Source organism: Kitasatospora cystarginea (genome assembly GCF_039533515.1).
Classification (GTDB): domain Bacteria; phylum Actinomycetota; class Actinomycetes; order Streptomycetales; family Streptomycetaceae; genus Kitasatospora; species Kitasatospora cystarginea.
Map to the genome: position 1 here is coordinate 1 of NZ_BAAATR010000015.1, position 24,888 is coordinate 24,888.

Genomic DNA, 24,888 nt, shown 5'->3' on the forward strand with positions numbered 1-24,888 from the left:
GGGCCTACAAGTACATGTGCGAGCGCTACGGCAGCCCGAACGCCGCCTGGTCCTGGTGGGCCGCCCACCACTGGTACTAAGCCGACCCACAGGCTCCAGTGACCCGATGGGGGCCCGGTGCACACGCACCGGGCCCTCATCGGCGTACCCCCTTCCGCTACGACAGGCGACGGGCCGGTTCAACGGGCGACGGACCGGACCAGCAGCAGCGCCACGTCGTCGGTGCGGTGGCCGGCCTGCCCGGCGTGGCCGATCAGCTCGTCGGCCACCCGTTCGAGCGGTTCGTCTCCGCAGCGGGCGAAGGTCGCGGTCAGGCCGTTCAGCATCCGGTCCATGTCGGCACCGGGCTTCTCCACCAGGCCGTCGGTGAACAGCGCCAGGGTGGTGCCCACCGGCAGGCCGATCCGGGTCAGCGGGTAGTCGGCGTCGGGCTCCACGTTCAGCACCAGACCGCCCCGCGGATCCAGCACCCGCGCCCGGCCGTCCGGAGCGCGCAGCAGGGGCGGGGGATGTCCGGCGTTCGCCAGCCAGACCTGCCGTTGGGACAGGTCGACCCTCAGGTAGGCGCAGGTGGCCAGCAGTGTGGTCCCCAGTTCGAAGAGCAGCCGGTTGGTGCGGGCGAGCACGGTGCGCGGATCGGCGTCGGCCGTCGCGAAGGCGTGCATGGCGGTCCGGATCTGCCCCATCAGGGCGGCGGCGTTGACGTTGTGGCCCTCCACGTCGCCGATGACGATCGCCGCGGTGTCCCGGTCGATGCGGATGAGGTCGTAGAAGTCGCCGCCGATGTCCATGCCGTCGGTGCAGGCGAGGTAGCGGGCCGCGCTCTCCAGGCCCGGAACGACCGGCAGGGCGTGCGGCAGGAGGCTCGCCTGGAGTCCCTGGGCGAGCCGGAGTTTGGTGTCGTAGAGCCGGGCGCGGTCCAGGGCCTGGGCGATCAGGCCGCCGAGCGCGGTGAGCACGGCGCGTTCGTCCACGGTGAAGGAGTGCGGCTCGGCGAACGCCAGTACGCAGGTGCCGATCAGCCGGCCGGAGACCACCAGCGGCAGATAGGCCCAGGCGGCCATGGCGTCCTGGGTCTCCCGGCGGCCCGGGTAGAGCCGTTCCAGCTCCGCCCGGTTCTCGTAGAAGGCCGGCGCCGGGTCGGTCAGCGCCTGCACTCCCGGTGTGGCGGCGGTCAGCGGAGTGGCGTCGAACTGGTCGACCAGGCCCGGCGGATAGCCCTGGTGACCGACGATGCGCAGCCGGCCGCTCTCCGTCATCAGCACGGCCACCGCCTGGGCGCCGAAGGCCGGCACGATCTGTTCGGAGACCATGCTCACCACGTCCTGCACGCTGACCGCCTCGGTCAGCGCGCTGGCGAGGTGCAGGATGTGGTACAGCACCCCGGCCCGGGTGGGTACGGCGGGTCCGACGACCACCTCGGCGTCCGGCAGGTCCTGCTGGGCGACCTCGGCGTCGGTGATGCGCACGGTGAGCCCGGACACGTTCGGGTAGAGCTGGAAGCACAGCCACCGGTCCGGCGGCCGCAGCGCCACGAACGACATGGGCTGCCCGCTCATCACCGCCGCCAGGTACCGGGTCTCGTACACCGGGTCGCGGAGCCAGGGCAGCACCGTCCAGGGCCGGGCGCCCAGCAGGCGGTCGGCGGGCTCCCCCAGCAGCTCGACGGCTCGCTCGGTGACGATGGTCAGCACACCGCGCTGGTCGATGGCGCAGATGCCGTCGGGCAACCGGGAGATCATCGCGGTGACCCCGCTGCTCCGTTCGGTGCTGACCGCCATCGGCCGCGGTCCGGGCCTGACCGGCCGGCCGGCGTGGTCCGCCCGTTCCAGTACGCCGACCAGGTCCTCGGCGAGCTCCATCAGTCCGTCGTGCTCCCAGGCCGGCAGTTCGGCGGGATGGCCGGCCGGCCACATCAGGAACACCGCGCCGTAAACGCGCTGCCCCGCGGTGAGCGGGATGGCCGCGAGGCAGAAGGCATAGGGCATGCTCACCGCGACCCGCGGATAGCGCCGCGCCATCTCCGCCGCGCCGCCGACCCAGACCAGGCGGCCGTCGCGCGCCGCGTCGGCCACCGGGATCGGCGCGGCCAGGCCGATGCGTACCCAGGGTCGGATGAACTGCCGTCCCGCGCCCAGCGTGAGCTCCAGCTGGAGCACCTGCAGGTCGTCCGAGAGCAGGTACAGTCCGCCGATGTGCGCGCCGAGCCGGGTGGCACCCGACCGCAGGGCCGATGCCAGCGCACCCAGGTCGCCGTCGGCAGGCGTTTGCACCCCGGTGGTCCCGGGCCGGGAGAGTGCGGACGACGTACTCACCACCGCGATCACCTTGCCTCCAGCCGACGAGGTGCGCCCGCGACGGCCTCGTTGTTCCCATATTCGCGCCGACGGCTTCGAATGTCCCGTACGGCGGGCGAGGACGTCACCCTCGGCGCGGTCGCGCCCGGGCGGCCCATCGCCACCACGAGCGACGGAAGTCTCCCCGAGGTAACGCGGCCGCCCCTGCCCCTGCCTCACCGCTTCGCCTGCCTCACCGCTTCGCCGCCGGCCGGATGTAGATCGGGTGGGCGTTGATCCCGACGAACGCGATGGACCGCACCATGCCGACCTTGGCCAGCTGGCGGCCGATGCGGTCGACCGCTTCCGGCGCGAACTGCTCGGCGAGGTAGGCGGCGTGGGCGTCGTCCAGCGACAGCGTGGCAAGGGTGGTCCGCACCGCCGCGACCGCGTCGGCGAGCCGGGTGAACGTGGCCGTCCGCGTCAGGCCCTTGATCTCGACCATGACCGGGTACGGAAAGTCCGTCCCCGCTTCCCGCGTCGTGCCGGCGCTCTCCGTGTCCGTCATGACTCACCCATCCTCGACACACCGCTGCTTTCCTGTGCCGGCGCGGTCGAGGGCCGGGCGGCGGCCGCCGGACCGACGACCGACCACACCGCCTTGCCGACCCCGCCCGCACGGGGACGGCAGCCCCAGCGCACCGACAGCTGATCGACCAGCCACAGCCCCCGGCCGCACTCGTCATCCACACCCGCCCGGTGCACGGTCGGCCGGTCGTTGCTCGCGTCGTGAACCTCTACCCGCAACGCCCCCGGCGACAGATCGAACCGCACGAAGATCAAGCGACCGGGGGACGTACGCCCGTGCTGCACGGCATTGTTGACCAGCTCGGTCAACACCAACTCGCCGACGGCGACGTACAGTTCCCCATCGGTCATGTCCGCAAGGAACCCGCGCAGCAACCGCCGCGCCACGCCTCCCGACTTCCGGTGTCGCGGCAGCCACGCCGAGCGCTCAGTCGCCACGGTCAGCGGCCGATCAAGCCGCTCCGGCACCTCGATCGCTTCCGCGCACGGAAGGTCGCTAGAGTCATGCATGTCTGCCTGCTTTCTCCAGGTTGGCCACGCCCCGGGACCGGTCGCACGGTCGCCGGGGTCCATCGTTCCGGCCGGTTACTGAGTGGCATCACTAGACCACGGCCGCGGTACCCTGAAAGAACTTGACGAGTGATCAGTCAAGATTTGCCGCAAGTTCCGGACCTAGCTGTACTGCCATAAGGGGAGGTCAGAGGGGTGGCGGAGGAAGAACGATCCGAGTACTTGACTCCGTTGCAGCGGTTCGGAGTGGAGGTCAGAGAGATCAGGCGCGGTCGCAAGATCACACAAAAGGGCCTCGGGCTGGCCTCCGGCTACTCGGAGGCGTACGTCAGCAAGGTCGAGAAGGGCGTGATGATGCCCTCCGAGGCGTTCGCCCAGAAATGTGACACCGTCTTCCAAACGAGTGGTCTCTTCACCCGCCTGCGAGAGCTGGTCCAGAACGGCGACAACCCCTCATGGTTCATCCCGTATCTCCAGCTCGAACGGAAGGCGTCGCGCATCCTTGATTTTTCGGCGACCTGCATCATGGGGATTTTTCAGACGGAAGACTACGCGCGCGCCATCTTCCGAGCCGGGCACCCCCGCCACTCGCTGGAAGCGGTACAGGCCAAGGTGATGGCGCGCATCGCTCGCCGCGAGATCCTGGAGCGGCAGAACCCGCCCATGCTCTGGGTTGTGCTTCACGAAGCGTGCCTGCGAACCGTGGTGGGCGGCCGGTCAGTGATGGCTGCCCAGTTGATGCACCTCATGAAATCGGCGGAGTCTCCCTGCGTGGATTTTCAGGTGATCCCGTTCTCGGCAGGGGCAGTGGCGGCTCACATGCTCCCGTTCACACTACTCACGTTCGATAACGCGCCTACGGTGTTGTACGTGGAAGACCCGCAGGGTGGAAAGCTCTACCAATCATCGGAAACAATGGGAAGCTTTTCCGAAAACTATGACCGCCTGCGGTCGCACGCACTTGCCCCCGATGACTCACTAGAGTTCATCGAGAAGCTCAGTAAGGACTATCTGCAATGATCGCAATTCGGAACCCAATAGACAGCGCCACATGGGAGAAGTCGTCATACAGCGGCTCGAACGGCGGACAATGTGTCGAGTTCTCGCGGGCCTTGGCAACGTCGGGCCTTGTGCCAGTGCGCGACTCCAAGAATCCAGACGGCCCCGTGCTGGTCTTCCCGACCGACGCATGGTCGGCGTTCGTCGCCGGGATCAAGGCGGGGGACTTCCCGACCGGCTGACCGACCAGTCGAAAGCGCCAGACAGCCCCGGCAGGGACCATCCGACCGGGGCTGTGGCAGAGCCAGGAGCGGAACGCTCACCAGTCGAGTGCCTCCGGGTCGTCGGTGGTGTGCATGGCGGCCTCCTCGGCCGTCGCGGCGCCACCGGAGATGCCGACATCCTCCGCGATCATGTCGCTGCGCGCGTCCGTGGCCGCGACCAGCCTCCCGCTCCGCCGGTCGCCCGCCTCCGGATCGATCGGCTCCGGATCAGTGCCGGAGGTGTCGCCGATTCCGTTGCTGTCAGGTGCCGTGACCTCCGGCAGTTCCGCCGCCAGCCGCTTTTCGAGGCTCTCGCGGTCGTGCTGTTCGGAGGCGGTGGTCCCGTGGCGCTCCACGGCGAGCGGGCGCTCCGGCGGGGCGTAGCCTTCGTCGAGTGCCGACTCCAGGCCCCGGTCGACCAGGGTGTCCTCCGGCTCCAGAGGCCCGATGTCGTCCTGTACTTCGGAGCCGTTGGGCTGGTACACCTCGTCGCCCATCAACTCGTCGCCCGGCATGAGACTCTCCTTCGCTGGCCAGGGCCCCCACCGCCCGGCCGTGGTGTCCACCACCGACCGTGCGGACCGGCGGGTGTCCGAGCTGTCGGTCCGCCCCACCGCAGCGCGGCCGGACGGGGGGCTGCCGCACCGACACCGCGGCCCCAGCCCATCGGCAGCGGGCACCCGCCGGGCGGGGTGACCGCCCGTACAACGGACGTCTCTTACAGGGTCCCATGCCACGGCCCGCGCCGCAGGCTCGTACCGGCTCGCGCCGCTCCCCCCGCCGGCCGCCCACGCGGCAACGGCTGGTGACCGGCCGGTGGCCGCCCCGTCACCGGACCGTGGTCGAGACCGGCCTGCGGTCGACGAGGCGGCCCTGCCGCTCGCGGTCCGGTCCCCGCGGTGGGCGGACGCTACCGGTCCGGCCGATCGGCGTGGAACGCGGTGACGCTCTCCCGCCGCGGGCGGAGAGCGGCGGTCACGGCCCGCACGCAGCCGAGCAGCGCCGCCGCGGACGACCACCCGCCGGAACGCCAGAGCAGCAGCTCGCCGTCGGCCACCCGCCAGCTGAACGGCTCGGGCGCGGCGAGCAGTTCGCGGACCGCGGCGGCCGGCAGTACCGTCCTGACGTGGTGCGGATCGCGCGCGTAGGTCCGGTGGCGGCCGTCGAAGGCGGCCACCCCTGTGGGCACCGGAGAGTCCGGGACGGGCTCGACCACCCGCACGGAGTGGAACGCGGGTTCGTGCCGCACCTCCACCTCGCCCAGCGGCACCGACAGTTCCACCCTCGCGACTCCGTACACGTGGGTCGAGCCGTTCTCACGGCAGCTGTAGCAGAACCACGTGAGCAGCAACCCGTCCACCTCGCCGGTGACTTGACCGGCGAGCCGCCGCGACGTCCCGTAGTGGAACGGCGGCGTCGTCGGCAGCTGCTCCAGCCCGAACTCCGGCCGGGGCCGGAACGCATGACTGCCTGTCAGGAGGTTGGAGACCGCCCCGGCGCGGCGCCGTTCACGGTACGGACCGAACCGCGGGGCGCCCAGCACCAGCGCGGCCAGGCAGCCGAAGAGCACGATCGGGACGATGACGCCCATGGCGCCTCCACTGGTCGAAACCTTGTCGACCGCTGCCGCCGAGGCTCGGCGAGGCAGCCGCGACCCTGCCGCCGACCAGACTTCCCGGCACACCACCACCGACGGTACCGAACCGGCGACGAAGCGCAAGAGGCCCTCGTCTGCGCACCGGTGTCCTCCGCCACGTCGGCATCGGCGCTCGGGACGGCCGCCGACCGGCAACGCCGGGCTGCCCGCGCGGCGCTCGGGGCCCGGGTACGGCCGTGCGGCGCGGCGCGAACGCACGGCCGGGCGCTGGATGGACAGTAAGGGGATGCCGACACCGCACACACCGCCGGAGCCTGCCGGCCCACGCCCCGAAACAGCGGAGCAGCGAGCCGACCGCAACCTCATCGAACTCCTGCAGGAACTGCGCGTGGTGCAGACCGGTGTGCAGATCCTCCTCGCCTTCCTGCTCGGTATGGCGTTCACGGAGCGCTTCACCCGGCTCGACCGCACCCAACAGGCCCTCTACGTCGTGACGTTCCTGCTGACCCTCGTCTCGGCCGCCGTCCTGTCCACACCCGTGGCACTGCACCGCGGCCTGTTCCACCGGGGCGCCAAGCGCCGCATCGTCGACCTGTCGACCCGTTTCACCGAGGTGGGCCTCGGCTTCCTCGCGCTGGCGCTCAACGGCGCGGTCCTGCTGCTGATGGACGTGGTCCTCGGCCGCGCGGCCGCCGCCGCCATCACCTGCGTGAGCATGGTGATGTTCGCCGTCCTGTGGTTCCTGCTCCCCTGGGCGCTGCGCCGTGAACGGACCCCGGACGCGTGACCCGTCGCGAACGCTAACGGGACCGGGGCGGCGCTCACGGCTCAGGCCCCGACGGCCGTCCGCGACTCCGCCGCAGGCCGGCACCGGCCGGCACGGCAGCATCGGTCCGGCCCCGCCGGGGCGCGGGAGCCGGCCGCCGGGGCCGGCTCACCGCTCCCGGCGGATGGCGAGCAGAGCCGCGTCGTCGCTCAGTCCGGCACCGACGTACGCCCGTACGTCCACGAGCAGTTCGTCCAGCAGGGCCTCCGGCTCGCCGTGCGGCAGGACGGCCAGGCGCTGGGCCAGCGGGTAGAACCGGTCGGCCGCGTCCCGGGCCTCGGCCACGCCGTCCGTGTACAGCAGCAGGAGGTCGCCGTGTTCGAAGGTGAAGGACCGGGCGCAGTAGTCCCCGCCGACCAGGTCGAGCAGGGCGAGCGGCGGTGCCGCGACGGGCGGGTCGACCTCGCTGACCTCGCCGTCGTGGCACAGCAGCGGTGGCGGGTGCCCGCAGTTGACCACGGTGGCCGGGCCCGGTGCGTCGGGGATGCCGACCAGCACCGCCGTGACGAACTCCTCGCTCACCGGGCGGCGCGCCAGCGCCGAGTCCAGCCGCTTGGCGACCTCCGCCAGGTCCGGCTCGGCCCGCGCGGCCTCGCGGAACACCCCGAGCACGTCGGCGGCGGTCTCCACCGCGGCCAGGCCCTTGCCGCACACGTCGCCGAGGAGCAGCCGCACGCCGTACGGCGTCCGGATCACCTCGTACAGGTCCCCGCCGATCCGCGCCTCGGCCTCCGCCGCCACGTAGCGCACCGCGACCACCAGCGGCCCCATCCGCCGGGGAACCAGTCGCAGCAGTGCCCGCTGCGCGGCCTCGGCGACCGTGCGGACCCTGGCCAGCTCCCGTTCCTGCGCCGTCACCACCATCACGTTGGCGCAGCTGAAGAAGGTGATCACGGCCACCGTGACGGCCGCGGTGAGCATCACGACGTCCGGCACATCGACGTCGTAGAGCGCCAGGGCCGCGACGGCGACGACGGCGCCCGCCCCGGCCACCAGCGGGTCCGAAACCCGGCGGGTACCCACTCCGGCCAGCACCGGAAGGGCGGCGAGGATCGGGGCGAGGGTGACTCCGGTCCCGGTGAAAACATCCGCCACCACGGCTGCCGCGACCAGCGCGTAGCCGCCGGCCGTGAGCCTGCGCGACCACTTGGGCAGGAGCCGCGGCCGAAACCGCGCCCCGTCCTTCAGGAGATCAAACACCGGACTGCCCTTCCGTCCCGCTCGCCCCTCGGCCGAACCGTTCCCCCTCCACAGTCAATCGCCTGCCGCGCTTCCGCGACAGGATTCCCGCGAGGACATCCGGCCTGGTGGGTACGGGGCCGCGCGCGGGGACCCGGCCGAAGCAGTCCGGGCGGATCGGGTACCGCGCGGAGCCGGGAGGGACCGCTACCCCGACGAGGACGGCGGATCCGCCTGCGGCGGGCGACATGCCCGGCTCCCCCGCCGAAATCGATGGCGGCCCGCCCGGCAACCCTGGAGACTTCGGCCCGTGCGCCTCTCCCTTCTGCGACAGACCGACTTCCGCTGGTTCTTCACCGGCCAACTGGTGTCCCTGCTCGGCACGTCGATGGCCCCGGTCGCGCTCGCCTTCGCGGTCCTCAACGCCTCGGGCAGTACCGGTGACCTCGGCATCGTGCTCGCCGCCCACATGGTGCCACTGCTCGCGTTCCTCCTGGTGGGCGGCGCCACGGCCGACCGGTTCGGGCGGCGCACGGTGCTGGTGGCCGCGAACCTGGGCTCGGCCCTCACCCAGGGCGGCGTCGCGGCACTGCTGCTGACCGGCCACTACTCCCTCCCCCTGGTGGCCGCGCTGGAGTTCCTGAACGGTGTGCTGGCCGCGTTCACCACACCGGCGCTGCGCGGCATCGTCCCCCAACTCGTCGACCGGGACCGGCTCCAGCAGGCGAACGCACTGCTGGGGTCGATGCGCAACGCCACGAAGATCTTCGGGCCGAGCCTGTCGGGGGTGCTCGTGGTGGTCGTCGGCAGCGGCCCGGCCATCGCCTTCGACGCGGTGACCTACCTCGTCGCCGCCGGGTGCCTCACCCGTCTGTCCCCCGTCGGCCGGGTGGACGCGCCCCGGAAGACCACCATGGCGGCCGACATCCGGGACGGCTGGACGGAGTTCCGCCGCATCCGCTGGGTCTGGGTGGTCTCCCTGACCTTCTGCCTGATCAACATGGTGCAGACCGGAACCTGGCAGATCCTGGGGCCGGAGCTCACCAGGGAACTCAGCGGCGAGGCGACCTGGGGATTCGTGCTCAGCGCCCGCGGGCTCGGCCTGCTGGTGATGAGCTCCCTGATGTACCGGCTGGTGGTCAGGCACCTGCTGCGGCTCGGACAGCTGATGAGCGCGCTCGGGGCCCTGCCGCTGCTGGTGCTCGGCGCGCATCTGCACAGTCCCTGGCTGATCGCCGGTGCCTTCGTCGCGGGTCTCGGCTCCGCCGTGGCCGCCGTCGGCTGGGACACCTCGCTGCAGGAACACGTTCCCCCGCACGCGCTGTCCCGGGTCTCCTCCTACGACGACCTGCTCTCCTACGTCGCGATCCCGATCGGCCAGCTCTGCGTCGGTCCGCTCGCCCACAGGTTCGGCGGCTTCCGGGTGACCACCACCGCCGGACTCGTCTACCTGGTCGCGGCCGTGGCCCCGCTGCTCTCCGGCACCGTCCGCCGGCTGCCCCACGCCCCGGCCGGCCACCGCGCACCCGTTCCGGCCGGCCCCGCCGCCGATGCCGCCGTCCGCCCGGGCACCCCCCAGCAGCCCGCCGGCTGACGGCACTCCTGGGCAGGCCCGGACCGCCGCCGAACCGAAGCCGCGCCGGCAGGCCCCCGATCGCGATGTCAGTGGCTGCGGCAGGATCTGCTTCTCCGACGGTACGGGGCTCGTGATGCCGATCGCCCAGCATTGGCGGGCCGGGCCCCGTCCGGGGTCCGGCCCGTCACGTGCTCTCCCGCGACCGCCGTTCAGCGGGTGCGGGCGGCGAGCGTCAGTGGTACAGCGCCGCCCAGGTCCTGGTGTCGACCCTGCCGGTCGCGGCCAGATGGCTCTTCGCCTGGAACTTCTTCACGGCGGCGAGGGTGGTCCTGCCGAACTTCCCGTCGACCCCGCTCCACGGCAGGTACTTCCGGTTCGCCAGCAGGCACTGGACCTGCGAGACCCGAGGCCCGTGGTCCCCGTAGACGGTCAGCGCGCGGCCGTCGTAGAAGGCACAGGCGGCCCGCGGGGACACCGCCCCGGGTGCGGCGGCTGCGGCGGCGCTCGGCGTGGCCGCGTCGGCCGCCCCGGCGAAGCCGACCACGGACAGCAGGGCGGCGGCCGCCGCCACGGCGAGTGTGCGACCCGTTCGGAACATCGTCGGCCTCCCTCAGCAGTCCGGGACGCCGGCGATCTTCTGACCGCTGCTCTGCAGGTACACGTTGCTGACGTACGCGATGTCGCTGCCGCCGACCAGCGTGACCTTGCTCCACCACCTGTTGGTGCCGCCCTTCGGGCTCTGCACCGGCGTGGTGTTCCGGTTGGTCTGGCACCAGTCCCACAGGTACTGGTGCGAGACGGTGGCGAGGATGGTGGCGTTGGTCCGCGGGTACTCCCGCAGGTGCACGTTGGTGCCGGTGACGTACACCGTCTTGTGCGTCGGGGCCGTCTGGTGCTCGGCGGCCTGGGCCGCCGTCGGTGCCATCAGGAGCGCGGCCGCGCTGATGGCCGCGACGCCCGTCGCGATCAGGGTGCGCTTGGGTACGGACATGTCGTCTCTCTCCCCCGTTCATGACGACGCTGTGCTGGGTGAATCCCCCGCAGAACAGCCTGCCGGGCCGGCCGCTCCGCCGTCTTGGAAGAAAACGCACGGAAGCGGACTGATCGCATCCGAGGAGTCGCATCGCCTCGGCGCCGGGCGCCTGTTGGGGCCGGCCGCATCCCGGCACCGCCGGGCACCGCTCTTCGGTGCCGCCCATCGGCGCCGGCACCGGCCTCAGCCGGCCAGGACCAGGCTCGTGACCTCACCGGGCAGCCGGTCCACCATCGGCGGGCCGCCGTGGTCCCTGGCCCGCTCCGCCATGAACGTCCGCACCGTGCAGCCCGTCATCGCCTTGAACTCGCCGCACAGATGGGCCTGGTCGTAGAACCCGCAGCTCGCCGCGACCACCGAAGCCCGCTCGCCGGAGACCAGCAGTCGGCGCGCACGCTGGATCCGCAGCACGCGCGCGGCCGCCTTCGGCCGCTGCCCGATCTGCTCCCGGAAGCAATTCTCCAACTTCCGTACGCTCCAGCCGACTTCGTCGGCCAGTCGTGGCACCGGCACCGTCCCCGCGGTCCGGGTCAGCTCGGCCCAGGCCCGTACGGTCTGCGGCGCCGGCGACGGGCCGCGGCGGGCCCACCGCTGGAGGGTGCTGTCGAGCAGCTCGAACCGCGCCTCCCAGTCCGGGGCTTCGGCGAGCGCGTCGGTCAGGGCGCGGATCCGGTCTCCGGGCAGGGCGAACGGGTCGACGGGTCCCCCGGCGAGCTCGTGCTGGTCCAGTCCGAGGAGCGTGAACGCCATCCAGGGCGCGAAGTTGACCTCGACACCGCACAACCGCCCGCCGTGCACGGCCAGCATCGGGCCCGTGGACAGCCCGGACAGTACGGAGACGAGGGTCACGGGCGGCCGCTGACGCCCGAGTCGGGTCAGGGTGATGGGGTGGTCCTCGAAGGCGAGTAGCAGCGTCGCCGCCCCTACGGGCGCCTCCAGTCGGCGGCGCGGACGGTCGAAGGCGAGTCTCAAGCCCCGGTATCCGATCACCCCGGGCCTCAGCCGGGGGTGGGGAAGTGCGAACGCGGTCTCCCACGTACCCAGTGGACAGGCACGCGGACGCGGGTCGGTGTCGGTAGCTGTCACGCGATGTACACGCCATCCGCACCGCGATGGTTCCCGGTGCCGACCGCCCGGCCGGCAGCCCGCCGACCTGCGCCGAGAGCCATGCCACACCACCGTCACCCCGCCCCTCGGGCACCACCGGGAACCCGGCGGCCCCGGGCCGGCCGCCGCCCCGGTCGCACCGGGTCGGCTGCTGCCCGCGGCCGTCGGCGCACCGCTCTGCGCGGCGGCGCCCAAGGACGTGCCCCGGGAAGCGCCGGTCGGCTCCCCCCGGTAGCAGGACTGCTGGTCTTTCGGCCCTGAACTCCCGGGCCAGTCCTTCCGGATGGGAAAATAGGCGTGCTGCACATTGATCTGATCGGCACCCCCGGAGGTGAGCAGCAGGCACCAACGGACCTCGAGAGGCACCGACGTCGTCGCCCGGTTCACCGTCAGCGTGGCATCGTATCTTCCCGGTAGGAAGGACCAGCCGTCCGCACGGAAGGACATGATTTTCGTCCACGGCTTGTCCTTCGCCAGCAGAAAGGCACCGGCGTCCTCGTCCTCGACCCAGAAGCTCTTCTGCGTCGCGACGTCGCTCTGCCAGTGGCCGTCCGCGTACCAGAGGAAGTCGACCTGGCCCTGCGGAGCGGTGGATCCCTCTCGCCGCAGGTGGAGGACGAGCCCGGTCACGGTCTCCGTGTTCTCGGTCTCGTTCGAGACGGAGATGACAGGCTGTGCGATGATCACCGCCTGGTTCGCAAGGCTGAGCAGGCGGATCATGTTCGGCATGGTAACGCTGACATCCGGACTCGAATGGAGCCCGACGAAATTGTAGAGAGAAAGGATCAGGGCCGAGATCGCGGCCACCAGCGACACCCATTTACTGGAGGTGTCCAGGTACTTTCGCTTTCCGCCCTTCCTGTCCTCTTCCGTCTTGCTCGCGGCCGACTTCTCCATGCCGTCCGCATGCGACTCGGAGATTGCTCCAGAATCCGGAGATCCGGATTCCGGGACTTCCTCATCGGACACCCACAGCCTCCAGCCACCTTGCGTCGCCACGGACCACCAACTGCTACCCAAGCAGCCGGTCCCGTGGTCCTGAAGTCCCTGAACAGGTGATTCGGACACCGGCACCGGGAGGTCACCGATCGATCGGGCAGCGTCTGGCCGGACGGCCGCCGTCGACCGGCTGGCATCCGTCGACCAGCAGGCTTCCCCGCCCTGCGGACTCCGGTCGAATAGCTGGATTCCGTTCGCACATACGAAAGATCCCTTTGGCTGGCTGCTCGCTCCGCCCGGAAACAACAGGGGCATGCGAGTCGCCATCGTCACCGAGTCGTTCCCGCCCGAGGTCAACGGCGTCGCCCACAGTGTTCTGCAGACCGCCGAGCACCTGGTCCGCCGCGGCCACCAGCCGGGGCGGTGACCGAGCTCGCGGCGGACCCGGCCCGTAGGGCGGCCTACGGCCGGGCCGGGCGGGCGGACGTGACGGCCCGCACCTGGGAGAGCGTCGGCGACCGGCTGCTGGAGCACTACCGGCTGGCCCTCGCGGCACACCACGGCACGGCGCTGTCCGTCGCCTCACCGGCACTGCCGACGGCTCCGGCACCGGCCTTCCCCGAGGAGCAGCCCGCATGAGGTCCGCGCTGCGCATCGTCCGGGTCGCCAACTTCGTGACCCCGGTCTCCGGCGGGTTGCGCACCGCCCTGAAGCACCTCGGCGCGGGCTATCTGGCGGCCGGGCACCAACCGGTACTGGTCGTGCCCGGCGCCCGGCACAGCGACGAGTGGACCGATCACGGCCGGGTCATCACCCTGCCGGGTCCGGCGCACCGCGACCGGCCGGTCGCGTCCGATGACCGTGCGGTTCGCGGCCCTCGGTGACTCACTCACCGAGGGGGTGGGCGATCCGGTGCCGGACGGCTGGCGAGGCTGGGCCGCGGTACTGGCCCCGGCACTGTCCGACGGTCCGCTGGAGTTCCACAACCTCGCCCGGAGCGGTGCGCTCGCCGAAGACCTGACGGGGCGTCAACTGCCTTCGGCATTGGAGCTCCGCCCGCATCTGGCCGCTCTCGTGGTCGGCGGCAACGACACGCTCAGGGCCGGTTTCGACATCGGCCGGACGGCGCGGCACCTGGACACCGCGATGGGCGCGCTGCGGGCCGGCTCGGCCGAGCTGCTCACCGCCTGCCTCCCCGACCCCGGCCGGCTGCTGCGCCTCCCGCAGCCGCTGGCCGACCCGCTGGCCCGGCGGATGCGGGCGCTCAACACGGTGGTGCACGAGCTCTCCGAGCGCCACCGGACGGTCCATCTGCACCTGGCCGAGCTGCCCTGGCAGACCGAGCGCGCCCTGCTGAGCGTGGACCGGCTGCACCCCAGCGCGGGCGGCCACCAGCTGATCGCCCGCGACTTCCACGCACTGCTCGCCGCGGCCGGGCACCAGCTCGGCCCGGCCCCGCTCGCCGAGCCGTTCACCCGGGCGCCGAGCCGCACCGCGGACCTGTGGTGGATGGCGACCCGAGGCACCCGGTGGGTCGTCGCACGCTGCACCGACCTGCTCCCGGGACTGCTGCTGCTCGCCGCCGCCGAGTCCTTCCACCGCCTCCGCCGTACCACCGCCCACCTCGACGTCCAGTCCTCCCGGGCCACCAACCTCGCCCTGGCGCGTCTACCGCGGTGAGCCACGGGGCCCGGCTCGCGGGGGCACGGACGCCCGCCCGCGCCGCGGGGTTCCTCACCCTGGACGGCCGACTGAGCGGCACACGCCGCCGTCCCCCCGACTACGATGGGCCCGTAACGGACGGAGAGGCAGCCATGGCTGAGCAACCGGCCGAACCGGCCGTCCCGACCGGCCCGGCGAGCGGCGCCCCGTCCGGCGAGGTCCCGAAGTCCTCGGGCCCCGGGAAGTCGAGCGTCGGGATCCACAGCATCGCCGAGACGGCGCGGTACTCGCTGACGGAGATGGGACCCGGGCGGAGCCTGCGGACCCTGCTCGCGCTGAACCAGGAGACCGGGTTCGACTGTCCGAGCTGCGCCTGGGCCGATCCCGCTCCGGAGCACCGGAAGAGGGCCGAGTTCTGCGAGACCGGCGCGAAGGCCGTCGCCTGGGAGGCGACCCGCAAGCGCGTCGGCGCCGAGTTCTTCGCCGCGCACTCGATCGCGGAACTGCGCGAGCGGGACGGCCACTGGCTCGAGTCACAGGGCCGGCTGACCGAGCCCATGTACCTCGCCCCGGATGCGACGCACTACGCACCCGTCTCCTGGGAGCGCGCGCTCGCGCTCACCGCCGCCCGCCTGCGCGCCATGGCCGACCCGAACCGTGCCGTCTTCTACACCAGCGGCCGCACCAGCAACGAGGCCGCCTTCCTCTACCAGTTGCTGGCCCGCCGGCTCGGCACCAACAACCTGCCGGACTGTTCCAACATGTGCCATGAGTCGAGCGGCGCGGCCCTGGCGGAGACCATCGGCATCGGGAAGGGCGTGGTGACGCTCTCCGACATCACCGACCACGCCGATCTGATCATCCTGGTGGGCCAGAACCCCGGCACCTGCCACCCCCGGATGCTCACCGCCCTGGAGCAGGCCAAGCGCCGCGGCGCGCGGATCATCGCCGCCAACCCGCTCCCCGAGGCCGGCTTCGGCCGCTTCCACAACCCGCAGACCGTACGCGGACTGGCCGGGCCGGGCACCAGGCTCGCCGACCGCTACCTCCCGGTGCGGATCAACGGCGACCTCGCCCTGTTCGCGGGGCTGAACCGCGTCCTGGTCGACCGGGAGGGCTCCCGGCCGGGCAGCACCCTCGACCACGACTTCATCGACCGGTACTGCGAGGGTTTCGAGGCGGCCGCGACCGGCTGGCGCGCGCTGGACTGGCGGCGGCTCGAAACGATGAGCGGCCTGTCCCGGCACCGGATCGAGGACTGCGCGGCCGACGTGCTGAACGCCGACAGCATCGTCGTCTGCTGGGCGATGGGGATCACCCAGCACCACAACGCGGTCGCCACCATCCGCGAAATCGTCAACTTCCTTCTGCTGCGCGGCAACATCGGACGTCCCGGTGCCGGTCCCGCACCGATCCGAGGGCACAGCAACGTCCAGGGCGACCGGACCATGGGCATCTGGGAGAAGATGCCCGACGCCTTCCTGGACCGGCTCCGCGACGAATTCGGCTTCGATCCGCCCCGCGCGCACGGCCTGGACACCGTCGACTCGATCCGGGCCATGCGCGACGGCAGGATCGACGTGTTCTTCGCCCTCGGCGGCAACTTCGTCTCGGCCACCCCCGACACGGCGGTCACCGAGGCCGCGATGGCCAACTGCGGCCTGACCGTCCACGTGTCGACCAAACCGAACCGGTCCCACCTGTGCCACGGCACCGAGGCGCTGATCCTGCCCTGCCTCGGCCGCACCGAACGCGACCGGCAGGCCTCCGGTGAGCAGTTCGTCACGGTCGAGGACACCATGGCCATGGTGCACGCCTCCCGCGGCCGCCTGCTGCCCGGATCACCGCACCTGCGCAGCGAGGTCGCGATCATCGCCGACCTCGGACACGAACTCTTCGGCGACGAACTCGGCTGGCGGGCCATGCGCGACGACTACGCCGTGATCCGCCGCCACATCGAGCACGTCGTCCCCGGCTTCCACGCCTTCGAGCAGCGGGCCGGGCAGCCCGGCGGATTCATGCTCCCCCGGGGCCCGCACGACTCCCGCACCTTCAACACACCCACCGGCCGGGCCCGGTTCACCGTCAACCCGCCGACCTCGGTCGAAGTCCCGCCAGGGCACCTGCTGCTGACGACCGTACGCTCGCACGACCAGTTCAACACCACCGTCTACGGGCTCGACGACCGCTACCGCGGCATCAAGGGCGGCCGGCGCGTCGTCCTCCTCAACGAGGACGACCTCCGCGACCTCGGCCTGCACGACGGCGACCTGGTCGACCTGGTCAGCGTCTACCCCGACGGCGAACGCCGCGCGAGCGGTTTCCGCGCCGTCCGGTACCCGGCCCCGCGCGGCTGCGCCGCGGCCTACTACCCGGAGGTCAACGTGCTGGTGCCGCTCGACTCCACGGCCGAGATCAGCAACACGCCGGCGACGAAGTCCATCGTGATCCGCGTCGAACCCGCAGGTGGCGGACCGGCCCCCGGTCGGACCTGACCGCGCCCGGGCCGCCGCCGCGGCGGAGCGCGTACGCGGTCGAGCCCGAACGGCGGGACCGAAACAGCGGGTTGGACCGGCGGTGGGCACTTCCACGGCACCGCCCCCGGCCGGTATCGGCAGAACCCGGGACCGGCGGAACGCGGGATCGGCAGAACCCGGGATCGGCAAAGCATCCGTGCCCGGCCCGCTTCACCGCCGGCGTGCCCGGACCGGGTCCGACGACCAGGACGCGACGGTCTCGGGCACTCCGCCGTCCACGGCGCGGCAGTCCTGCCCCACGCCCACCGAGGTCGTGGCCGCGCCGGCGCGCTCCCCGCTCTCCTCGTCCAGCCGGTCCATGACGATCATCGCCACATCGTCCGCCAGACAGCCCTCGGTGTGGCTGATCAGGCCCTGGTGCAGCCGTTCCAGGAACTCCGCCGGGGTGCACGTCCGCATCGCTGCCTCCGCCTCCATGGCCTGCGGCAGGGCGAAGAAGTCGTTGTCGCGGTTACGGGCTTCGATCACGCCGTCGGTGTGCAGCAGCAGCCGGTCGCCGGGCGCGAAGCGATAGCTGTCCGGCTCGGCGGGAGGACCGGTGATGAAGCCCTCCAGGCCGAGCGGCGGCAGCGGTGAACCGGGAATCAGTGCCTGCACCCTGCCCTCGCGCAGCATCAGGGGCGGCGGATGGCCGCGGTTGACCACCTCGACCACGGGCCGGTCGGAGACCTGGGCGACGATCGCGGTGACGAAGTCCTCGGTCTGATCGCCCGCGTCGCCCAGGCCGGCCACACTCGGCATGGCGAACTCCCGTTGCAGCGCGGCCGCACAGTGGTTCACCACCTCCACCAGGTCGTCCTCGTAGTGCACGGCCTCCCGGAACGCACCCAGTACGGCCGCGGCCAGCCGCACGGCCGGCAACCCCTTCCCCCGGACGTCCCCCACGATCATCCGGACCCCGTACCGGGTCTGCACCGCCTCGTACAGGTCCCCGCCGATCTGCGCCCCCTCCTCGGCCGCGAGGTACAGGCTGGCCGCCCGCACCGGGCCCAACCGGGTGGCCACGGGTCTCAGCAGCACCCGCTGCGCCGCCGCGGCGATCCGGCGGACCTGGTCCAGCTCGCTCTGCCGCCGGGCACTGATCGCGCTGCTGGCCGCGACGCTGGCCGCGGAGACCAGGAGGATGGCCAGCAGGTTGGTATAGACCTGCTGGCCGCCCCAGGCCTGGTTGTAGCTGGCGGTGGTCACACTGACGGCCACCGCGACACCCGCCGCCGCGACGGTGCCCTTGGGGCCCATGGTCACCGCGGCCAGCGCCGGGGTCGCGGTGAGCAGCGGGCCGGTGTACACGAAGTGCGCGGGCGAGAGCTCGATGCCCACCACGACCAGCGCGATCGCGAACGGCACACACTGTGCGACGGCGAAGAGCCGGCCGTGACCGCGACCACCGGCTCCCGGTCGAGGGGCTGAGCGGGAGATCGACCGCATGCGTCCAGCCTGCCTCGCGGCGATCCAGTGTTCCACCCTGCGCCCTTGACCTCCGGCCGGGCCGGGACTTGCGGGTCCCGGCCCGGCCCCGACCCGCGCGGCGCCCTCCTCCGGCGAACCCGCCACGCGGATCAGGCCGCACCGACTCCGGCGGGCCGGGCCGCGGGAGCGGGCTCGCCAGGCTGCGGAGCGGGGCCGTCGTGGTGGCCGTCGCCCTCGATGTCCACATGGGGCAGCAGGCGGTCGAGCCAGCCCGGCAGCCACCAGTTGCCGGTTCCGAGCAGGACCATCGTGGACGGGACGAGGACGCCGCGGACGATCGTGGCGTCGAGCGCGACGGCGGTGGCCAGGCCGATGCCGAACATCTTCACCACCGGGTCGTCCGACAGCAGGTAGCTGAGGAAGACGCTGACCATGATCAGGGCGGCGGAGGTGATGATCCGCCCGGTCCCGGCGAGGCCGCTGACCACCGAGCGGCGGTTGTCACCGTGGCGCAGGTAGGCCTCGCGGACGGCGGTCAGCAGGAAGACCTCGTAGTCCATCGAGAGGCCGAAGAGCACGGCGAACATCAGCAGCGGCACGTAGCCGGGGATCGGGACCGGGCCGTCCAGCCCGATCAGGGTGGCTCCCCGGCCCCACTGGAAGATCGCGGTGAGGATGCCGTAGGCGGCGGCGACCGAGAGCAGGTTCATCACGGCCGCCTTCGCCGCGACGACCGGTGAGCGGAAGGCCAGCAGGAGCAGCAGTCCGGCGATCGTGAGGACGAAGGCGACCACCAGCGGCATCCGCCGGGCGAGCCGGTCGTTCAGGTCCACCTGGGCGGCCGGGGTGCCTCCGACGTGGGTGACCTGGCCGGTGCCGCCCGTGGCGTGCGGCAAGGTGTCGTCGCGCAGCCGGTGGACGAGCGCGGCGGTCCCGGGGTCCGAGGGTGCCGTGGCAGGGGTGACCACCCAGCGGACGTGCGTACCGTCGGAGCCGAGCTGCGCCGGGCCGACGGACGCCACGCCCGGGGTGGCCTGCAGCGCCCGGGTGACGGCGGCGACGCGGCTGTCCTGGGAACCGGCAGCGCGGGCGGGGAGCGTGTCGACCACCTGGAGGGTGCCGTTCACGCCGGGACCGAAGGCGGCGGCCAGTCGGTCGTACGCGGTACGGCCATTCGTGCCGACGGCGTTCGAGCCGGCGTCGAGCTGCCCGAACCTCAACTGGGTCGCGGGAACGGCCAGGACGCCGATCAGGGCCAGGCCCGCCAGCAGGCCGCGCCAGGGCCGGGCGGCGACGTGCTCCGCGATCCGGGCCCAGCCGCGGGGCCGGGGGGCGGCCTGTGCTGCTGCCCGTTCCGCCTCGCCGGCCGGGCTCCCCGTACCGCCGGGGCGGGCCGCCTTCGGGGTGAGACTGCGCCCGAGCAGGGCCAGGACGGCCGGGAGCAGGGTGAGGTTGACCGCCAGGGCGACCAGCACCGCGATGCCCGGGGCCAGGGCCAGCGCGTAGAGCAGTGGCAGGCCGCCGAGCGCGAGGCCCGCGAGTGCGGCGACCACCGCGCTCGCGGCGAACGCCACGGCCTTGCCCGATCCGGCCGTGGTCCGGGCCACCGCGTCCTCGATGCCCACGCCGGCCGCGCGCAGTTCGCGGAACCGGGAGAGGCAGAACAGGGTGTAGTCGATTCCCACGCCGAGGCCGATCATGGCCGCGATGGTGGTGCCCGAGGAGGGCATGTCGATCAGGTGCCCCACCAGCCCGAGCACGGAGAGCGAGACGCCGAGCCCGATCACCCCCGCGACCAGCGGCAGCCCGGCCGCGACCAGGCCGCCGAAGGAGACGGCGAGGATGACGAACGCCGTCGCCAGGCCGATGACCTCGCTGTACTCGGTGGAGTGCCGGTCCGCCGCGGTGGCGAGGTTGCCGCCGGGGGTGACCTCGATCCCGGCCTGGGCGGCGGGCCGGGCCGCGGCCACGATCTGCCGGGTGATCTCCGGCGTGACGTCCCGCCCGGTGACGTCTAGTTCGACCGAGAGATAGGCCGTGTGGCCGTCCGAGCTCATGGCCGTCCGGCCGGCCGGGTCGTACGGCGTGGTGACCGCGACGACGTGGTCCACCCGTGCGATGGCCCCGGCCGCCTGCTGGACGGCCGCGGCCGGATCCGGCGCGGTCAGCGGCGCGGCACCGGCGCCGGTGTGCAGGACGACGGGCTGCTTGCCCGACGGGGCGCCTGCGAAGAACGCGTCGCCGATGTCCCGCGCGGCCTGGCTGTCGCTGCCCGGGATGGACACCGCCTCAACTGTGACCCGGCCGTACCAGGTCACGGCGGCGATCGCGGTGGCGATCAGCAGCAGCCACGCGGCCACGGTCCGCTTCGGTCTGCGGGCGCACCAGCGCCCCACCGTCATGAACATCGGCGAATTGCCCTCTCCTGCGGCGGTGGACGCACCGCGCCCCCGTCAGTGAACTAATTGCACTTGGCGTGCAGCATTACGGTTGCATCCACAGTGCAACAATGTCAACGAGAGGACGGAGGACCCGAGGTGAAGCAGTCGGCTCAGGCCGCGACCGGCCGTGCCCCGGAGGGCCGTGCTACGGACGGCCGGACGGAGCGCGGGCGACAGACCCGCGAGAAGATCGCCGATGCGATGCTGTCCCTGCTGGACGAGGGCGAGTCGCGGTTCGTGGCGGAGCGCATCGCCGAACGCGCCGGAGTGTCACGGCGCCTGGTGTTCCACCACTTCGAGGACATGGCCCAGCTCGCCGAGACCGCCATCAACCGCCGACTGGACCAACTCGCCGCCCAGGTCAGGCCGTTGCCGACCGAGGGTCCGAGAGACGAACGGGTGGCGGCGCTCGCCGAACAGCGCGCACGGATCCTGGACTGGCTGACCCCGACCCGGCTGGCGGTGATGCGACTGGAGGACCCGTCCGAACGCGTCCAGCAGGTCGTCCAGCAGATGCTGCTCTTCGCCAGGCAGCGGCTGACCGAGATCTTCGCCGTCGAACTCGACCGGCTGCCCGAGGACCGTCGAAGCGACCTGCTCAACGGGCTGGACGCGGTCACCACCTGGAGCACCTGGCACCACTGGCGCAGCGTCGCCGGGCTGGACGTCGACTCGGCCCGCCGCACCATGGCGGCGACGGTGCACGCGCTGCTGGCCGCAGCCGACCACCCGTGACCGCCGCCACCGCGTACCAGCCGCCTGCGATCCGTGGACGACGTCCACCCCGGACCGGAGGCCCGGCCGTGGACGGCTCAGATGCTACCGATGCGCCGCCCGGTGACCCGTTCCGGCTGGATCCGCACCCACAGCGGACGGTGCCCGCCGGCCCACGGCCGGCTACCGGGCAGCCTCGCCAGCCGTTCGACGGCCTCGAGGTCGTCGACGTGCCGCGCCGTACCGACGACGAGCACGCTCCAGCCCTGTCTCAGACGGTCGTCGATGTGGTCGACCTGGACGGACACCGAGGTGTCGGCGGCGACGGCGGCACCGCCGTTCGGGTCCGTGCGGTAGACGACCGTCCGGGCGTCGATCAGGTAGTTGACCGGGAAGACCACCGGGCCGGGTTCGGCCGCCAGCGCGATCCGGCCGATGCCGTGGTCGCCGAGCATCTCCCAGCACTCGGGCTCGGTGAGGCGGAACAGGGCCGGCCGCGCGGCCGCCCCGGGCTGTCCCGGTGGGGCGTCGCTCCGCCCTTCGAGCAGCTCGCGGCGGGTGAGGCGCAGCGCCGCCGCGACGCGGAGGAAACCGTTGGGGTCGAGCTCGGGCCCCGCCTCCGCCAGATGCCGCAGGTAGCCGGGCGACATCGCCGCCAGCTTCGCCAGCTCTGCCTCGGTCAAGCCGAGCTGTGCACATCGCTCGGCGATGTGCCGCGCGAGGACGCCCGGAGCAACAGGTCGCACCGCCGGATCGGTGGCCGGGGTGTTCTCGTTCACGGTGGTTCCTCTCCGCCGGCCTCCGGTCAGGGTGTCCGGGCCGGCCGCTCCGCCCCGTCGTGTCCAGGGTTCTCCATGGAGCCCGGGTGTGCCACAGCGCGGTGTGGGGCCCGGGACGGACACCGGCTCCGGGGACGGGACGCACGCGCGGGTACGGTGCCACGCGGGTGAGGCTCAGCCGCCGTCCGCCTCCAGTACTTCGGAGACCGGCAGCCGGGGCGTCCGCGCCCCCTCCGGTCCGTAACCGAGGCGGATCAGGATCTGCACGTGTCCCGGCCCCCGGTGCGGATCGCGGGCCGCCCAGCGCAGGTCGGGCCACTCCATCGCCTGGTGCAGCAACGAGGCGCGCACCCGGTGGACGGTGGCCGTCAGCAGGACGTGCTCCAGCGCCAGCCCGGCGCGCAGCCAGTCCACCGGCCGGTCGTGATCGGTGGCGAGCACCGCGATGCACGGCTCGGCCTCGAAGGACTCGGGGGCCTGGTGCTCGGCGGGGTGGATGGCGGAGAAGTCCCGCATCGGCATGCGCCCGGCGGCGTCCTGCGGGCCGAGGGCGGCGGCCGGGATGCCGTACGGCTCGCCACCCGGCCCCTGGACCCAGTCGCGGCTCTCGGCGCGGTGCTCCGGATCGGTGACGTTGCGCCGCTCGGCCTCGGCCGTGAGGTGGAGCAGTCTGGTCCTCTCCTCCCGGTCGGGGAAGTAGAGCACGGCGTCCTCCCCGTGCGCGGCCTCGACGAGTTCGTTGCGTATCTCGACTGCGATCGGTGGCCCGGTGAACGGGGTGCGGACGGTGTGCCGGTGCCAGATCGCGTCGTACAGCTCGGCCGTCCGCGGCAACTGCGTCCGGGACGGTTCGTCCAGGCGGACGGCGGCCAGCAGGCCGGTTTCGGCCGGGTCCGGCAGCAGGTTCACCTCGGGTGCCCAGCCGAGCCGGCGGGCCGCGGTGCACAGGTTGAGCAGTGCCGCGCCGACCGAGATGTGCAGGGCGCGCCCCTCGGGGTCGCTGGCCGGCAGCGACCGCTCGGGCGCGGCACGGACCTCGAGGACGCCGCTCTCGGACCGGAAGCGGTAGTGCCAGGGCTGGGTGTTGTGGATGGACGGAGCGGCCACCGCGGCGGCGATGAGCTTCTCCAGCGCGGCGGCGTCCGGAGCCATGGCGGCCATGGCGGTCTCCTGGGTGGTTTCGGTCAGCCGGGGGCGGGCCCGGTCGGCCCTGCTCCGGAACGCAGGACCTCCAGACGGTGGCGGTACTCGTCCGCGTCGATCTCGCCCCTGGCGAAGCGCTCCGCGAGCACCTGCTCGGCTTCGGGCTGGGCGGGCGGTGTCTGCGGGGTCGGGGTCCAGGCGGCGGGATGCTGCTGGGCCGTGCGGCCGAGGTGCCTTGCCAGGGCGACGATGCCGAGGACGATGAGCGCCCAGACGAGCAGCATGCCGACGGCCATCAGGCCGAAACCCAGGAGATGCGCGCCGTGGCCGTACCAGTACGTCATCGCGGGCCTCCTCAGTGGTACGCGGTGGGTCGGATGCCCTCACCATCCATCGTGCGGCCGATCCGGCGGGCACGGCTCGGGCTGTTCGACTCCGGCCGCCGGGACGTGCCGGCTCGGTGCGGTGGTGCGGTGCTTGGAGGATCAGGCCGGTCCGTCCCGCCACGCCAGGTGCTCGGCGACGGCTTGGCGGACCAGGTCCGCCGCGCGGGGCACCGCCGCGGCCACGTCCTGGCTGAGGCCCTCGCCCTCGGTGAAGTCCGCGCCCTCGACCGCGACGATCAGCAGCTCGCGCGGCAGCCGGCCGAGGACGGCGGCCAGTCCGACCGCCTCTCCGAGGCCGAGGCCGTGGGAGTCGGCGGCGTGGCTCTCGGCCATCGCGCCGCCGGGGTCGTCCGGGCTCACCCGCACCTGGTGGAGCCGGCCGGGCTCGGCGGGGTGCGAGTGCACGGCGTCGACCACCACGGCCAGGCCGGCGCCCTCCCAGAGTTCGATGAGGCGGGACGGCTCGCCGTCGCTCAGGGCGATCCGGTCGGCGGGGAGCCGGTCGGCGGCCAGTTCGGCCAGGACGGCTACGGCCGCACCGTCGTCGTGGCGGTACTCGTCGCCGACGCCGATCAGGACGATCCGGTCCTCGGCCGACTCACCGGGCATCTCGGGCATGACGCTCATCTCCATTCCATGGTGAGGCCCCGAGGCGCGCGGCGCAGCACCGGCCGAACGCGGATGCCCGAGCCGGGCCTCGCTGCCGTCCCGGGAGTTCGCTCCAGCTCGTCCGGTCCGTTCCACCCCGGGCGACCCGGGTCCGTGCCCTTCCGGTGGTGTGCGGCGAAGCCCAGCGCGCAGGATGGGTGAACCACGGTGGAGACACCGAGGCCGGTGTCGGGCCGATCCGGCGGCGGCGCTCCGGTCTCCGCCGGTCCGCAGGCACCCGGTCCCGGCCGGGCCGATCGGCGCCGCGGGGCTGT

The 24,888-nt window shown here is 72.5% G+C and carries 24 protein-coding genes; 9 read left to right on the forward strand and 15 right to left on the reverse strand.

From position 1 onward, the window contains the following. Positions 1–179 precede the first annotated feature (179 nt). From ABD369_RS18040 to ABD369_RS18050, 3 genes are all read right to left on the reverse strand, one after another. Positions 180–2,315, reverse strand: a complete 2,136-nt coding sequence (locus ABD369_RS18040; protein WP_344637450.1) for a GAF domain-containing SpoIIE family protein phosphatase — start codon at positions 2,313–2,315, stop codon at positions 180–182. A gap of 214 nt (positions 2,316–2,529) precedes the next feature. Continuing rightward, entirely contained in the window at positions 2,530–2,844 is a 315-nt protein-coding gene (locus ABD369_RS18045; protein WP_344637451.1) for a hypothetical protein, read from the reverse strand. Continuing rightward, on the reverse strand, positions 2,841–3,374 hold the full coding sequence (locus tag ABD369_RS18050) for an ATP-binding protein (protein WP_344637452.1): 534 nt from the start codon (positions 3,372–3,374) through the stop codon (positions 2,841–2,843). The genes ABD369_RS18045 and ABD369_RS18050 overlap by 4 nt, the downstream gene beginning before the upstream one ends. Positions 3,375–3,569: 195 nt before the next feature. Here ABD369_RS18050 and ABD369_RS18055 point away from each other — a divergent pair, with 195 nt between their 5' ends. Both ABD369_RS18055 and ABD369_RS18060 read left to right on the forward strand, forming a co-directional pair. Then, positions 3,570–4,394, forward strand: a complete 825-nt coding sequence (locus ABD369_RS18055; RefSeq protein ID WP_344637453.1) for a helix-turn-helix domain-containing protein — start codon at positions 3,570–3,572, stop codon at positions 4,392–4,394. Further along, positions 4,391–4,615, forward strand: coding sequence for a DUF397 domain-containing protein (locus tag ABD369_RS18060; protein ID WP_344637454.1), 225 nt, complete (start codon positions 4,391–4,393; stop codon positions 4,613–4,615). The genes ABD369_RS18055 and ABD369_RS18060 overlap by 4 nt, the downstream gene beginning before the upstream one ends. Before the next feature lie 77 nt (positions 4,616–4,692). Here the strand turns inward: ABD369_RS18060 and ABD369_RS18065 are convergent, their stop codons facing one another. Together ABD369_RS18065 and ABD369_RS18070 are read right to left on the reverse strand one after the other, a co-directional pair. Further along, positions 4,693–5,151, reverse strand: a complete 459-nt coding sequence (locus tag ABD369_RS18065; protein WP_344637455.1) for a DUF5709 domain-containing protein — start codon at positions 5,149–5,151, stop codon at positions 4,693–4,695. 395 nt (positions 5,152–5,546) lie between these two features. Then, positions 5,547–6,227 (reverse strand): hypothetical protein, encoded by a 681-nt coding sequence (locus ABD369_RS18070; RefSeq protein WP_344637456.1) that lies wholly within the window; start codon positions 6,225–6,227, stop codon positions 5,547–5,549. Positions 6,228–6,519: 292 nt separating this feature from the next. Between ABD369_RS18070 and ABD369_RS18075 the strand changes: the two genes are divergently transcribed. After that, positions 6,520–7,020: a DUF6328 family protein gene (locus tag ABD369_RS18075; RefSeq protein WP_344637457.1), complete on the forward strand. Its 501-nt coding sequence runs from the start codon at positions 6,520–6,522 to the stop codon at positions 7,018–7,020. 147 nt (positions 7,021–7,167) lie between these two features. On the opposite strand, the gene ABD369_RS18080 is transcribed toward ABD369_RS18075, so the two are convergent. Continuing rightward, positions 7,168–8,259 (reverse strand): PP2C family protein-serine/threonine phosphatase, encoded by a 1,092-nt coding sequence (locus ABD369_RS18080; protein WP_344637458.1) that lies wholly within the window; start codon positions 8,257–8,259, stop codon positions 7,168–7,170. Between ABD369_RS18080 and ABD369_RS18085 the strand changes: the two genes are divergently transcribed. Beyond that, positions 8,189–9,832, forward strand: a complete 1,644-nt coding sequence (locus ABD369_RS18085) for an MFS transporter (RefSeq protein ID WP_344637459.1) — start codon at positions 8,189–8,191, stop codon at positions 9,830–9,832. The genes ABD369_RS18080 and ABD369_RS18085 overlap by 71 nt on opposite strands. 214 nt (positions 9,833–10,046) lie before the next feature. Here the strand turns inward: ABD369_RS18085 and ABD369_RS18090 are convergent, their stop codons facing one another. From ABD369_RS18090 to ABD369_RS18100, 3 genes are all read right to left on the reverse strand, one after another. Further along, complete coding sequence (locus tag ABD369_RS18090; RefSeq protein WP_344637460.1) at positions 10,047–10,412, reverse strand: peptidoglycan-binding domain-containing protein; 366 nt, start codon at positions 10,410–10,412, stop codon at positions 10,047–10,049. A 12-nt stretch (positions 10,413–10,424) separates the two neighbouring features. Then, on the reverse strand, positions 10,425–10,805 hold the full coding sequence (locus tag ABD369_RS18095; protein WP_344637461.1) for a peptidase M23: 381 nt from the start codon (positions 10,803–10,805) through the stop codon (positions 10,425–10,427). 225 nt (positions 10,806–11,030) lie between these two features. Further along, positions 11,031–12,674, reverse strand: coding sequence for a helix-turn-helix domain-containing protein (locus tag ABD369_RS18100; RefSeq protein WP_344637462.1), 1,644 nt, complete (start codon positions 12,672–12,674; stop codon positions 11,031–11,033). A gap of 642 nt (positions 12,675–13,316) precedes the next feature. Here ABD369_RS18100 and ABD369_RS18105 point away from each other — a divergent pair. The 4 genes from ABD369_RS18105 (at position 13,317) to ABD369_RS18120 (ending at position 17,050) form a co-directional block, all read left to right on the forward strand. Next, positions 13,317–13,532 carry a hypothetical protein gene (locus ABD369_RS18105; protein ID WP_344637463.1) on the forward strand — a complete coding sequence of 72 codons (216 nt, stop codon included), beginning with the start codon at positions 13,317–13,319 and terminating at the stop codon, positions 13,530–13,532. Continuing rightward, entirely contained in the window at positions 13,529–13,777 is a 249-nt protein-coding gene (locus tag ABD369_RS18110; RefSeq protein WP_425557651.1) for a hypothetical protein, read from the forward strand. Before ABD369_RS18105 ends, ABD369_RS18110 begins: the two co-directional genes overlap by 4 nt. Further along, positions 13,749–14,573, forward strand: coding sequence for an SGNH/GDSL hydrolase family protein (locus ABD369_RS18115; RefSeq protein WP_344637464.1), 825 nt, complete (start codon positions 13,749–13,751; stop codon positions 14,571–14,573). Before ABD369_RS18110 ends, ABD369_RS18115 begins: the two co-directional genes overlap by 29 nt. Positions 14,574–14,707: 134 nt before the next feature. After that, a complete protein-coding gene (locus ABD369_RS18120) occupies positions 14,708–17,050 on the forward strand; it encodes an FdhF/YdeP family oxidoreductase (protein WP_344637465.1) in 2,343 nt (780 codons plus the stop codon). 192 nt (positions 17,051–17,242) lie between these two features. On the opposite strand, the gene ABD369_RS18125 is transcribed toward ABD369_RS18120, so the two are convergent. Together ABD369_RS18125 and ABD369_RS18130 are read right to left on the reverse strand one after the other, a co-directional pair. After that, positions 17,243–18,520, reverse strand: a complete 1,278-nt coding sequence (locus ABD369_RS18125) for a PP2C family protein-serine/threonine phosphatase (RefSeq protein WP_425557653.1) — start codon at positions 18,518–18,520, stop codon at positions 17,243–17,245. Between the two features lie 131 nt (positions 18,521–18,651). Beyond that, positions 18,652–20,910, reverse strand: a complete 2,259-nt coding sequence (locus tag ABD369_RS18130; protein WP_344637467.1) for an MMPL family transporter — start codon at positions 20,908–20,910, stop codon at positions 18,652–18,654. Between the two features lie 129 nt (positions 20,911–21,039). Here ABD369_RS18130 and ABD369_RS18135 point away from each other — a divergent pair, with 129 nt between their 5' ends. Then, positions 21,040–21,678, forward strand: coding sequence for a TetR/AcrR family transcriptional regulator (locus ABD369_RS18135; protein WP_344637468.1), 639 nt, complete (start codon positions 21,040–21,042; stop codon positions 21,676–21,678). Between the two features lie 77 nt (positions 21,679–21,755). Here the strand turns inward: ABD369_RS18135 and ABD369_RS18140 are convergent, their stop codons facing one another. The 4 genes from ABD369_RS18140 to ABD369_RS18155 all read right to left on the reverse strand — a co-directional run bounded on the left by ABD369_RS18140 (position 21,756) and on the right by ABD369_RS18155 (position 24,592). Then, positions 21,756–22,436 carry a pyridoxamine 5'-phosphate oxidase family protein gene (locus ABD369_RS18140; RefSeq protein WP_344637469.1) on the reverse strand — a complete coding sequence of 227 codons (681 nt, stop codon included), beginning with the start codon at positions 22,434–22,436 and terminating at the stop codon, positions 21,756–21,758. A gap of 174 nt (positions 22,437–22,610) precedes the next feature. Further along, a complete protein-coding gene (locus ABD369_RS18145) occupies positions 22,611–23,597 on the reverse strand; it encodes an Acg family FMN-binding oxidoreductase (protein WP_344637470.1) in 987 nt (328 codons plus the stop codon). A gap of 23 nt (positions 23,598–23,620) precedes the next feature. After that, positions 23,621–23,923 (reverse strand): SHOCT domain-containing protein, encoded by a 303-nt coding sequence (locus ABD369_RS18150; RefSeq protein WP_344637471.1) that lies wholly within the window; start codon positions 23,921–23,923, stop codon positions 23,621–23,623. Positions 23,924–24,064: 141 nt separating this feature from the next. After that, positions 24,065–24,592, reverse strand: a complete 528-nt coding sequence (locus ABD369_RS18155; protein ID WP_344637472.1) for a hydrogenase maturation protease — start codon at positions 24,590–24,592, stop codon at positions 24,065–24,067. Positions 24,593–24,888: the final 296 nt, after the last annotated feature.

Coding starts and splice junctions, on each gene's coding strand:
- ABD369_RS18095 (WP_344637461.1), bottom strand. CDS start 10,805: ATGTCCGTACCCAAGCGCACCCTGATCGCGACGGGCGTCGCGGCCATC.
- ABD369_RS18045 (WP_344637451.1), bottom strand. CDS start 2,844: ATGACGGACACGGAGAGCGCCGGCACGACGCGGGAAGCGGGGACGGAC.
- ABD369_RS18115 (WP_344637464.1), top strand. CDS start 13,749: ATGACCGTGCGGTTCGCGGCCCTCGGTGACTCACTCACCGAGGGGGTG.
- ABD369_RS18120 (WP_344637465.1), top strand. CDS start 14,708: ATGGCTGAGCAACCGGCCGAACCGGCCGTCCCGACCGGCCCGGCGAGC.
- ABD369_RS18060 (WP_344637454.1), top strand. CDS start 4,391: ATGATCGCAATTCGGAACCCAATAGACAGCGCCACATGGGAGAAGTCG.
- ABD369_RS18125 (WP_425557653.1), bottom strand. CDS start 18,520: ATGCGGTCGATCTCCCGCTCAGCCCCTCGACCGGGAGCCGGTGGTCGC.
- ABD369_RS18090 (WP_344637460.1), bottom strand. CDS start 10,412: ATGTTCCGAACGGGTCGCACACTCGCCGTGGCGGCGGCCGCCGCCCTG.
- ABD369_RS18130 (WP_344637467.1), bottom strand. CDS start 20,910: ATGTTCATGACGGTGGGGCGCTGGTGCGCCCGCAGACCGAAGCGGACC.
- ABD369_RS18145 (WP_344637470.1), bottom strand. CDS start 23,597: ATGGCCGCCATGGCTCCGGACGCCGCCGCGCTGGAGAAGCTCATCGCC.
- ABD369_RS18070 (WP_344637456.1), bottom strand. CDS start 6,227: ATGGGCGTCATCGTCCCGATCGTGCTCTTCGGCTGCCTGGCCGCGCTG.
- ABD369_RS18100 (WP_344637462.1), bottom strand. CDS start 12,674: ATGATCCGCCTGCTCAGCCTTGCGAACCAGGCGGTGATCATCGCACAG.
- ABD369_RS18065 (WP_344637455.1), bottom strand. CDS start 5,151: ATGCCGGGCGACGAGTTGATGGGCGACGAGGTGTACCAGCCCAACGGC.
- ABD369_RS18075 (WP_344637457.1), top strand. CDS start 6,520: ATGCCGACACCGCACACACCGCCGGAGCCTGCCGGCCCACGCCCCGAA.
- ABD369_RS18110 (WP_425557651.1), top strand. CDS start 13,529: ATGAGGTCCGCGCTGCGCATCGTCCGGGTCGCCAACTTCGTGACCCCG.
- ABD369_RS18050 (WP_344637452.1), bottom strand. CDS start 3,374: ATGCATGACTCTAGCGACCTTCCGTGCGCGGAAGCGATCGAGGTGCCG.
- ABD369_RS18155 (WP_344637472.1), bottom strand. CDS start 24,592: ATGAGCGTCATGCCCGAGATGCCCGGTGAGTCGGCCGAGGACCGGATC.
- ABD369_RS18150 (WP_344637471.1), bottom strand. CDS start 23,923: ATGACGTACTGGTACGGCCACGGCGCGCATCTCCTGGGTTTCGGCCTG.